This is a genomic window from Streptomyces sp. NRRL WC-3549, assembly GCF_000721935.1.
In the GTDB taxonomy this organism is placed as follows: domain Bacteria; phylum Actinomycetota; class Actinomycetes; order Streptomycetales; family Streptomycetaceae; genus Streptomyces.
The window spans coordinates 106,744-117,147 of sequence record NZ_KL585389.1 but is presented as its reverse complement, the minus strand read 5'-3'; the positions used below and the strand labels follow the sequence as shown (position 1 = coordinate 117,147).

Sequence of the window (10,404 nt, the reverse complement as noted above, 5' to 3'; positions counted from 1 at the left end):
ACCATCAGAAGACTGGTGGCCACGGCCGCCGAAACGGCCTGCCGTCTCCAGCGTTGGGCTCTCATAGTTCCCCGATCTTCGGCCTCGGCACGGAAGGCACCGAGGGTGCGGCTCTGTCCGGACAGCTCTGCGCCATCGATTTCTGCGGCTGAATGAGCTGTCTTTTGCGTAGTGCGGTCAGAGAATTGCAGAGAAGGTCGAGGAGGTCTACCGGTGCGACAGAAAGACCGACTGTTCGGACAGCGGGACGCTGGGCACAAGGAGCGGTGAATTAAGGCGACTTGGGCATCTTGTCGCCGTCCGATCGGCCAACGAAAGAGATGACAGTCCTACGCAAGCCACTTGCGCAGAAATGAAAGGTTCCGGAAAGCCGCTGTTCGGGGCACACGGCACGGAGCGGGGTCCGCACCGCGCGGACCCCGCTCCGGAGGTGCCGGGGCTCTGCTCAGAGAGTGCCGGTGTACAGCAGGCGGTCGGGCGATCCCGTGCCCAGGCCGGTCAGCACGTCCGGGGTCGCACCGTCGACGAGCCGGTCCTCGATCTCCTGGGGTGTCGCGGCGGGGTCGGCCTCCTTGTAGAGGACGGCGGCTCCGGTGACGTGCGGGGCGGCCATGGACGTCCCGTTGAGTGCCGTGGAGCCACCGCCGAGCTTGGCGGAGACGATCTCCGTCCCGGGCGCGTACAGCGCCACACAGGAGCCCCAGTTGCTGAACGACGCCTGCCGGTCCTGGTTGTCACTGGCTCCGACGGCGACCGTGCCGTCGGCGCCCGCCGGGGAGACGTCGCAGGCGTCCTGGCTCTCGTTGCCCGCCGCGACGACGGGCAGGGTGCCCTGCTCCGCCAGCGCGTCGAACGCGTCGTCGACGGCCGAGGACGCCGGCCCGCCGAGGGAGGCGTTGACCAGCTGCCCGAGCCCTCGCAGTCGAGCACCCGGACCGGGACGAGCGAGGCGGATCGTGCGACGCCGTACGTGGCCCCGGCCACCGTCGCCGCGACGTGGGTGCCGTGCCCGTTGCAGTCCGCGCCGTCGCGGCCGTCGCCGATGGCGTCGTAGCCGGCCCCCACGCGGCCGCCGAACTCGCTGTGGCCCGCTTCGATGCCGGTGTCCAGGATGTACGCGGTCACCCCCTGCCCGGTGCGGGGGGCCTCGTAGGCGCCGTCCAGCGGCAGCGTCCGCTGGTCGATCCGGTCCAGCCCCCAACTGGCCGCTGCCACTCGGGCGTTGGCCTCGGGCTGTACGGCCGGCGGGGAGACCGAGGCCTCGCTGTTCTCCTCGACGGTCTGGACGCCCGTGGCGCCGCGTACCTTCTTCAGCTGGTCCGCGGTGAGTTCGGCCGCGAAGCCGTGAAGGACCTTGCTGTACGTGAACAGCGGGGTCACGCCGAGCCGTTCGGCCGTCCCGCCCGGCGTCTGGTCCTTGGCCAGCGTGACGATGTACTGACCGGGGACCGCCCGGGACGACCGCTGCACCGGCACCAGCGCCTCGCCGGTGTCGGCCGTGGCCGGGGTGGTGCCGATCAGGGGGGCGATCAGCAGTAGAGCGGCTGGTGCCCAGTGGGCGCGCAGGCGCATGCGTTCTCCCTTGGTGTGGAGGGACCGTGCACGGACCTGCGGGTCCGTGCGGTGCGGACACCTGACGTTTCGTCCACATCCGGGGAGGGCCTTGAGCCGCGTCATCCGGACAGCTCAACGATCGGCACCCCGCGCGCGCATTCGGCCCACGGCACACGCCCCTCGCCAGGCGCTCCGGGGAACAGCCGGTCCCCCGGAGCGCGCGCCGAGGACCTCCCCTACGCGTCCCGGCCGAAGGGCGTCGCCCCGGCCTCGACGCGCAGGACCGCGACCTCCCGCGCCGGAAGGACCAGGCCGCCGCGGGCGTCCGGGGCGGGGCCGGTCAGGGCCTCGCCGTCCACCGCGTCGAACGCGACGGACTCGTCCGTGCGGTTGACGAGGAACCAGTACGCGTGGGAGCCGTCGGTCCGTACGGTCGCCTCGACCCGCCCCCGTGCGCCGGCGGGCAGTTCGCTGACCACCCCGGCGCCGTCCAGCAGGGTCGCCAGCACGCCGGACAGCTGGGTGCCGAGCCGGGTCGACACGTAGGACGCGGAACCGCCGTCCGCCAGGACGCGCCGCGTGAGGGCGGGGCGGCCCGCCTGGTCCCCCGTCCCGTAGCGGGCGAGGACCGTGACCTCGGGGTCGGTCAGATCGATCCGGTCGGTCCACAGGGTGCCGGTCAGACCGTTGTCCAGCCGCACCTCCGCGTCCTCCAGCAGCGGGCCGAACTCCTCGATGCGGATGCCCAGCAGCTCGCGCAGGGCCCCGGGGTAACCGCCGAGGTGGACGTGGTCGTTCTCGTCGACGACACCCGAGTAGTAGGTGGTGACGAGGTGGCCACCGCCGCGCACATAGGCGTCGAGCCGGCCGGCGAGGTCCTTCGGGACGACGTGCAGGACGGGGGCGGCGACAAAGTCGTAGCCGGTGAGGTCGGCCGCCGTGGTGACGACGTCCACCCGGACGCCCAGGGCCAGGAAGGCGGAGTACCAGTCGAGCGCCTCCTGCCGGTAGCGCAGCAGGGAGGTCGGCTGGGAGTCGCGTTCGACGGCCCACCAGGAGTCCCAGTCGTACACCAGGGCCGCGCGGGCGGGCTGCCGTACGGAACCGGTGACCGGGGTGAGCTCGTGCAGGGTCCGGCCGAGGGCCGCCACCCCGCGGAAGACCTCGCTGTCCGCCCCCGCGTGGGGCACCATCGCTGAGTGGTACTTCTCGGCACCGGCGGCGGACTGGCGCCACTGGAAGAAGCAGACGGCGTCGGCCCCGTGGGCGACGTGGAGCAGGGAGTCGCGGGCGAGTTCGCCCGGCGTCTTGGCGACGTTGACGGTCTGCCAGTTGACCGCGCTGGTGGAGTGCTCCATCAGGAACCACGGGTTGCCGTGGGCGATGGAGTGGGTGAGCGCGGCGGAGAAGGAGAGCTCGTCCAGGCGCTGGGGCCCGGGGTGCGTGTAGTGGTCGTTGGAGACGAAGTCGATCTCGTCCGCCCAGTCGGGGTAGTTCATGCCCTTCGTCTCGCCCATCACCATGAAGTTGGTGGTGACGGGGACGTCGGGGGTGATGCGGCGCAGCACGTCGCGTTCGGCCCGGAGGTAGTCCTTCAGCGCGTCGGACGAGAACCGCTTGAAGTCCAGCTGCTGGGTCGGGTTGGCGTGGCTCGCGGCGAGGCGCGGCGGCTGGATCTGCTCCCACTCCCCGTAGTACTGCGACCAGAAGGAGGTGGCCCAGGCGCGGTTGAGCTCGTCGAGCGTGCCGTAGCGGGTGCGCAGCCAGTCGCGGAACGCCCGGGCGGCGTCGTCGGAGTAGTCGTAGATGTTGTGGCAGCCGAGCTCGTTGGAGATGTGCCAGGCGACCAGGGCCGGATGGTCCGCGTACCGGGAGGCCATGGCCTCGACCAGCCGCAGGGCGTACTCGCGGAAGACCGGGGAGGTGGGCCGCCAGTGCTGCCGTGCGCCCTGGGAGAGGGTCTCACCGGTGCGGGTGACCGGCAGGATCTCCGGGTGCAGGGTGGTGAGCCACGGCGGCGGTGAGGCGGTGGCGGTGGCGAGGTCCACCGCGATGCCGTTGCTGTGGAGCAGGTCGAGCACCTCGTCCAGCCAGCCGAAGTCCCAGCGGTCCTCGGCCGGCTGGAGACGGGCCCAGGAGAAGATCGCGACGGAGACGACGGTGACCCCGGCCTCGCGCATCAGCCGGACGTCCTCCTTCCACACCTCGCGCGGCCACTGCTCCGGGTTGTAGTCGGCCCCGTAGGCGAAGCGCGCGGGGCGGTCGTCGGAGGGCGTGCGCAGCCAGCGGCGCTCGGAGGCGGGGGTCATGATGATCCTTTCGGATACGGGGGGTGCGAGTACGGCACAGGGCGGTCGCCCGTCGGACGAACGGGCGACCGCCCTGTGCCGGTTCAGCGGGCCGGCGTCACTTGTTGACGTCGAAGCCCTGTTCCGTGCCGTAGTCGACGGCGGCCTTCTGCCAGGCCTTCAGCCCGTCGGCCAGGGTGGTGTCGGAGACGTACGCCTTGCCGACGGAGTCGTTGAATATGGAGTTCGCGTACACCTGGTACGGCAGGTAGGACCAGTCCTCGGGCACCTGGCTGGCCGAGCGGGCGAAGATCTCGTTCGCCTTCTGGCCGCCGAAGTACGGGAAGGGGGTGTCCAGGAACGTCGGGGAGGCCAGGTCGGCCGTGGTCGCCGGGAAGGCACCGCCTTCGAGGCGGGCCTGGACGCCCTCCGCGTGGTTGGCGTACTCGTTGAACGCGTACGCCAGCTCCTTGCTCTTGCTCGCCTTCATCACCGCGAGGGAGCTGCCGCCGTTCTCGGAGCTGACCTCCTCGCCCTTCTTCCACTGCGGGAGCGCGGCCGCGCGCCAGTCACCCTTGGCGCCCTCGACGCCCGAGACGAAGTTGGCGGGCATCCACGCGCCGGTGGCGAGGGTGGCGATGGTGCCGTCCGCCAGGCCCTTGTACCACTCGTCGCTCCAGGAGCTGACGGGCGCCAGCAGCTTCTCGTCGATGAGCTTCTGCCAGACCTTGGTGAAGGCGACGACACCCTTGTCGTTGGTGAGGTCGACCGTCACGTTGGTGTCGCGGGTCTGGAAGGGGGTTCCGCCGGCCTGCCAGATCATGCTGGTCGTGAACCCGGCGTCACCGGTGTCGTTGGTGATGTACGCCTTCGGGTCGGCGGCGTGCAGGGCGCGCGCGGCCTCCAGGTACTCGTCCCAGGTGGTGGGCGTGGCGATCTGGTGCTTGTCCAGCACCTTCTTGTTGTAGAAGAGCGCCATCGGCCCGGAGTCCATGGGCAGGGCGAAGACGGCGTCGTCGACGGTGACCGCGTTCCACGGGCCCGGCGAGTAGTCGTTCTTGAACTTGTCCGCGCCGTAGCGGCTCAGGTCCTCGAGGGACTTGCCGAGGGCGAACTGTCCGAGGGCGTAGTACTCGACCTGCGCGACGTCCGGGACCCCGGAGCCGGCCTGCACGGCGTTCTGCAGGGCGGTGTACTGGTCGTTGCCGGTACCGGCGTTGACCAGCTTCACCTTGACCTTCGGGTACTCCTTCTGGAAGTCGCTGACCACCTGCTTCAGCGTCGGTTCCCAAGCCCACACCGTGATCGAGCCGCCCTCCTTGAGGGCCGCCCGCAGATCACCGCCCGTCACGGCCTTGTCCGAACCGGACTCGTCGGAGGACCCGCACGCGGTGAGGCTCAGCGCGGCCGCACACAGCAGGCCGACGCCACGCATCGCGCGTCTGGTCATGGTTCTCATATCGCTTCACTCCGTTGTGGTGAGGGTGGTGCACGAACCGTCGAACGTCCGCGCCATGGGGCGCGGAAGGTGGAGAGGGTGGAACACCGCACCGGTCGGGAGCCGGGGTAAGCCGGTGCCACGGTGCGGAGATCGGGTGGCCCTCCGGGCCGGGGGGCGGGTCATCCCTTGACGCTGCCCGCCGCCAGTCCGGACTGCCAGTAGCGCTGGAGCAGCAGGAAGGCGATGACGAGCGGCACGATCGTCAGCAGGGAGCCCGTGATGACCAGGTTGAAGACCGGCTGGCCGCCGGCGGTCGCGGCCTGCGCGTTCCAGGCGTTCAGTCCCAGCGTCAGCGGGTACCAGCCCGGGTCCTTGATCATGATGAGGGGCAGGAAGTAGTTGTTCCAGGTCTGCACCATGGTGAACAGCAGGACCGTGACGATGCCGGGCGTCAGCAGCGGGAGCGCGACGCGGAAGAAGGTCCGCAGTTCGCCGGAGCCGTCCACCCGGGCCGCTTCCAGGAGCTCGGTGGGGACGGCCTCGGCGGCGAACACCCACATGAGGTAGAGCCCGAAGGGGGATATGAGCGACGGGATGATGACGGACCACGGGGTGTTGGTGAGGCCCATCTTGCTGAACATGAGGAAGGTGGGGACCGCCAGCGCGGTCGCGGGCACGGCCACCGCGCCGATGACGGTGGCGAAGACCGCGCGCTTGCCCGCGAAGTCGAACTTGGCCAGGCCGTAGCCGCCGAGGACCGCGAGGAAGGTGGCCCCGCCGGCGCCCACCACCACGTAGAGCAGGGTGTTGAGGAACCAGCGGACGAAGATGCCGTCGTCGTAGGTGAGCGTCTGGGAGATGTTGTCCCAGAGGGCGAAGTCCCCGCTGAACCAGAGGCCGAAGGAGTCGAGGAGGCTCTTCTGCGTCTTGGTGGCGTTGATGACGAGCCAGGCCAGGGGCATGAGCGCGTAGAGCGCGGTCAGGCCCATGAGCACGGTGAGCAGGACGCTGCGGCGCGGGCGGTCGGCCGAGTGGCGCCGGCGGGGACCGCGCCGTGACACCGGGGCACGGTGGGTGGTACGCCGGGTCGGCTCGGCGGTGTACGTGGGCGCGCTCATCGCTCACGCCTCCTTTCGCATGCCGCGCAGCTGGACCGCGTAGGCGATGATCATCGTAACGACGCCCATGACGAGGGAGACGGTGGCCGCGTAGTTCTGCTGCCGGCCGGAGAAGGACAGCGTGAAGGTGTAGAGGTTGGGCGTGAAGTAGGTCGTGATCGCGTTGGGGGCCAGGCTCTGCAGGATGCTGGGCTCGTTGAAGAGCTGGAAGCTTCCGATCACCGAGAAGATGGTCGCGATCACCAGCGCCCCGCGGATCGCGGGGATCTTCACCGCGGCGATGATCCGCCACTGGCCCGCGCCGTCGATCTCGGCGGCCTCGTAGAGGGACTTGGGCACGACACGCAGCGCCGAGTAGAAGATCAGCATGTTGTAGCCGATGAACTCCCAGGTGACGATGTTGCCGATGCTGGCCAGCACCAGGGAGGGCGAGAGCGGGTCGGGCAGTGACACGTTGAAGGCGTCGTTGATGTTGCCGACCAGCCCGAAGCGGGTGCCGTAGATGAAGCCCCACATCAGCGTGGCGACGACGGCGGGCACGGCGTACGGCAGGAAGACGGAGATCCGGAAGAAGCTCTTCCCGTAGAGCCTGCCGCTGTCGAGCGCCAGGGCCACGAGCAGCGCGAGCCCGAGCATGACGGGCACCTGCACCGCGAGGAAGAGCGCCACCCGGCCCACGGCGGCCCAGAACTGGTCGTCCTCGAAGGCGCGCCGGAAGTTGTCGAGGCCGACGAACGAGGTGCCGCCGACCAACTGGTCCCGGAAGAAGCTGAGATACAGCGAGTAGGCGATCGGGGCGAGGAAGACCAGGGCGAACACGGCCATGAAGGGCCCGACGAAGAGCCATCCGATCCGCCCGCGCCGGGAACGGGAACGTCCGGCTGGTGGGCGGCGTCCGGTCGTGAGCGGCGTAACGGCCGTCATGGGTACTCCTACTGGTCCGGCGTTGAGCATGGCCCCGGCCGGAGGGAGACACCGGACATCGTGGAGGCGCTGTACTCGAGAACCGATGTTTACGTAAACAGCAATGGGTGAAGTGATGTTTACACGCCTGCTCCGCGCACCGTCAAGGCGAGGATTCCGCGCGCCCGCCGACGAGTTGCGCCGCCGGCCGCCCCATCCTGCCCTCTTCCGGCGAGCAGCCTTCGCGCGGGTCCCCGTGCCCGTCAGCACGGAGCGACCGAAAGTGGTAGAAATGCCGATGGTCCGAGCCTTCGTCGACATCCGGTACGAGCCACACGCGGTGCGGGGGACGGGGCGGGAACCGATCGGCACACTCCCGGACGACCGCGGTGCAAGACGGCCCGCGGCCGGGGCGGCGCCCTGCCCGTACGGCGAGAGGCTCACCACACCATCCCGGAGGAAGACGAAGTGCACGGACAGGAACCGGCCATGGAACGGCCACCCCGCAGGGAAGCCTCCATGGCCGACGTCGCCCGCCTGGCCGGCGTCTCCTCACAGACCGTCTCCCGTGTGTCCAACGGGCATTCCGTGGTCTCCGAGGGAACCCGCCTACGTGTCCTGTCCGCCATGAAGGAGCTGAACTACCGGCCCAACAGTGCGGCGCGCGCGCTCAAGAGCGGGAAGTTCCGCACCCTGGGCGTGGTCCTGTTCACGCTGGCCACGACGGGCAACGTCCGTACGCTGGAGGCCATTTCGGCCTCCGCGGCGGACGAAGGGTACGCCATCACCCTGCTGCCGGTGGCCACGCCCACCAGCACGGGGGTCAGGGGCGCCGTCACCGTGCTCGGCGAGCAGGTGGTGGACGGTATGATCGTGATCATGGAAGTCCACCTTCTGGACGCCGCCATGTCCCTGCCCCCGAACACCCATGTCGTGGTGGCCGATTCGGACGCGGGTGACCGCTACAGCGTCGTGGACACCGATCAGTCCGGCGGTGCCCGGGCAGCCGTACAGCACCTGCTCGACCTCGGGCACCACACCGTGGCGCACGTGGCCGGGCCCACCGAGTCCTTCGCCGCGCAACGGCGTGCCGCCGCCTGGCGGCGGACCCTGGAGGAGGCGGGGCGCCCCGTTCCGCCGCCGGTGGGCGGCGACTGGTCGGCGGCCTCCGGGTACGAAGCCGGTCTCACCCTGGCGGCGGACCCCTCCGTCACCGCGGTCTTCGCGGCCAACGACCAGATGGCGCTGGGTATCCTGCGTGCCCTGCACGAGCGCGGCAGGCGGGTCCCCCAGGACGTCAGCGTCGTGGGGTTCGACGACATCGCCGACTCGGCCTCGTTCCACCCGCCGCTGACCACGGTCCACCAGGACTTCGCCGAGATCGGCCGGCTCTGCGTGGACGGGGTGCTGCGGCAGATCCGCAACGAGACGGCGGAGCGCGGCACCACGCTGGTACCGACCCGGCTGGTGGTCCGGTCGAGCACGGCCCCGCCGCCGCGCCGAGACGGCCGCCCCCGCGCCACCCTGCCGACGTGACGCACCCTCTGGACGCCGCCCTCACCGGGAGGACGGGGAGCCACGCCCCATCCGGTGAGGGCGGCGTCCAGAGGGGTGACGAACGCGGTACGGGCCCGCCGTCCGGCCGGCCCGCCCCGCCGGCGGACGCGCCGTCAGCCGCGCCCCGGCAGGTGCGGGAAACGCAGTTCCGTCCGGCTGCGGGCCGTCTCGCCGGGGCGCAGGACGGTGCACGGGAATGTGTATAAGAGACAGTGTAGACCTGGATGCCCGGCTGGGTCGTCCACACCTCCAGGACCCGGCTCCCGTCCGGAGCGGAGAGCCGGGCGGCACGGCGCGGGGCGTCGGGCGCCGGCGCCTCGCGCAGCACCCAGCAGTGGTCGAAGCCGCCCGCCGACCGCAGTTGAGCGTCCTGGTGGCCGAGGCGCTCCCCCAGCAGCCGGGGCTCGGTGAGGTCGAAGGGCGTGTCCCGGACCCGGGCCGCCGCTCCCAGGGGGATGCCGTCGCCGTCCACCGGGAGGTAGGCGTCGGCGTCGACCTGGAGGCGGTGGCCGAGGACGTCGCCGTGGCCGGCCAGGTCGAAGTAGGCGTGGTTGGTGAGGCTGACGACGGTGGGGCGGTCGGTGACGGACCGGTAGTCGACGGCGAGGGTGCCGTCCGCGTCCAGGGTGTAGGTGACGGTGGTGTCCAGCGCCCCGGGGAAGCCCATGTCGCCGTCGGGGCTGTGCAGGGTGAGCCGGACGGAGGCGCTGTGGTCGGTGTGGTCCCCGGTCGCCTCCCACACCTTGGTGTGGAAGCCGTCCGGTCCGCCGTGCAGGGCGTGGCCCCGGTCGTTGGCGGGGATGTGGTGCTCGGTGCCGTCCAGGGTGAAGCGGCCGTGCGCGATGCGGTTGGCGTAGCGTCCGACGACGGCGCCGAAGTAGGGGTGCTCGGCCGTGTAGTCGTCGATGCCGGCGAGTGAGCGTACGACGGGGCCGGCGGTGCCGGAGGTGTCGGGGACGGTGAGCCGGTGCAGGGTGGCGCCGTAGGTGAGTATCCCGGCTCGTACCCCCGTCCCGCTGTCGAGGGTCCACAGGTGGGTCTCGGTTCCGTGGGCGGAGCCGAAGGGGGTGCGGTGCACGGTGGGGCGCGGCATCAGTGGTCCTCGGTGTGGCCGGGTTCGGGCCGGGCTTCGGTGGATTCGCGGACGACGAGGCGGTAGCCGGGGCGCGGCCGGCGGGGTTCGGCGGCGGCCTCGCCGGAGAGCCGTTCGACGAGGCTGTCGACGGCGAGGCGGGCGATGGCCTCTTTGTCCGGGGCGATGGTGGTGAGTGTGGTGGTGGTGTAGCGGCTCTCCTCGATGTCGTCGAAGCCGACGACGGCGACGTCCTCGGGGATCCGCAGTCCGCGTTCGGTGAGGGCGCGCATCGCGCCGATGGCGATGAGGTCGTTGTACGCGAACACGGCGTCGGGCCGCTCCCCCCGGTCCAGGAGGGCCGCCATGCCGGTGGCACCGTCCTCGCGGCCGTAGCCGTCGGTGACGACGACCAGGGACTCGTCGGGTTCGATCCCGGCGGCGGTCAGCTCCTCGCGCCAGCCCCGCAGC

At 70.8% G+C, this 10,404-nt stretch carries 6 protein-coding genes and 2 pseudogenes; 1 reads left to right on the top strand and 7 read right to left on the bottom strand.

Annotation, left to right across the window (positions count from 1 at the left end; all coding sequences use genetic code 11):
• Positions 1-445: 445 nt before the first annotated feature.
• From IH13_RS36955 to IH13_RS0107870, 5 genes and pseudogenes are all read right to left on the bottom strand, one after another.
• A pseudogene (locus IH13_RS36955) lies at positions 446-1,572 on the bottom strand (S8 family serine peptidase).
• Positions 1,573-1,790: 218 nt separating this feature from the next.
• Positions 1,791-3,863, bottom strand: coding sequence for a beta-galactosidase (locus tag IH13_RS0107885; RefSeq protein WP_031082294.1), 2,073 nt, complete (start codon positions 3,861-3,863; stop codon positions 1,791-1,793).
• Positions 3,864-3,960: 97 nt separating this feature from the next.
• Positions 3,961-5,301, bottom strand: a complete 1,341-nt coding sequence (locus tag IH13_RS0107880) for an ABC transporter substrate-binding protein (protein WP_031082292.1) — start codon at positions 5,299-5,301, stop codon at positions 3,961-3,963.
• Positions 5,302-5,462: 161 nt separating this feature from the next.
• Positions 5,463-6,401, bottom strand: a complete 939-nt coding sequence (locus IH13_RS0107875) for a carbohydrate ABC transporter permease (RefSeq protein WP_031082290.1) — start codon at positions 6,399-6,401, stop codon at positions 5,463-5,465.
• A 3-nt stretch (positions 6,402-6,404) separates the two neighbouring features.
• On the bottom strand, positions 6,405-7,325 hold the full coding sequence (locus tag IH13_RS0107870; RefSeq protein ID WP_031082289.1) for a carbohydrate ABC transporter permease: 921 nt from the start codon (positions 7,323-7,325) through the stop codon (positions 6,405-6,407).
• Positions 7,326-7,793: 468 nt separating this feature from the next.
• Between IH13_RS0107870 and IH13_RS0107865 the strand changes: the two genes are divergently transcribed.
• Positions 7,794-8,840 carry a LacI family DNA-binding transcriptional regulator gene (locus tag IH13_RS0107865; RefSeq protein ID WP_051835791.1) on the top strand — a complete coding sequence of 349 codons (1,047 nt, stop codon included), beginning with the start codon at positions 7,794-7,796 and terminating at the stop codon, positions 8,838-8,840.
• A 134-nt stretch (positions 8,841-8,974) separates the two neighbouring features.
• On the opposite strand, the pseudogene IH13_RS40580 reads toward IH13_RS0107865, so the two are convergent.
• Both IH13_RS40580 and IH13_RS0107855 read right to left on the bottom strand, forming a co-directional pair.
• Positions 8,975-9,954, bottom strand: a pseudogene (locus tag IH13_RS40580) (aldose epimerase family protein).
• A partial coding sequence (locus IH13_RS0107855; RefSeq protein WP_031082286.1) for a LacI family DNA-binding transcriptional regulator occupies positions 9,954-10,404 on the bottom strand: 451 nt, incomplete at its 5' end. The pseudogene IH13_RS40580 and the gene IH13_RS0107855, both read right to left, overlap by 1 nt.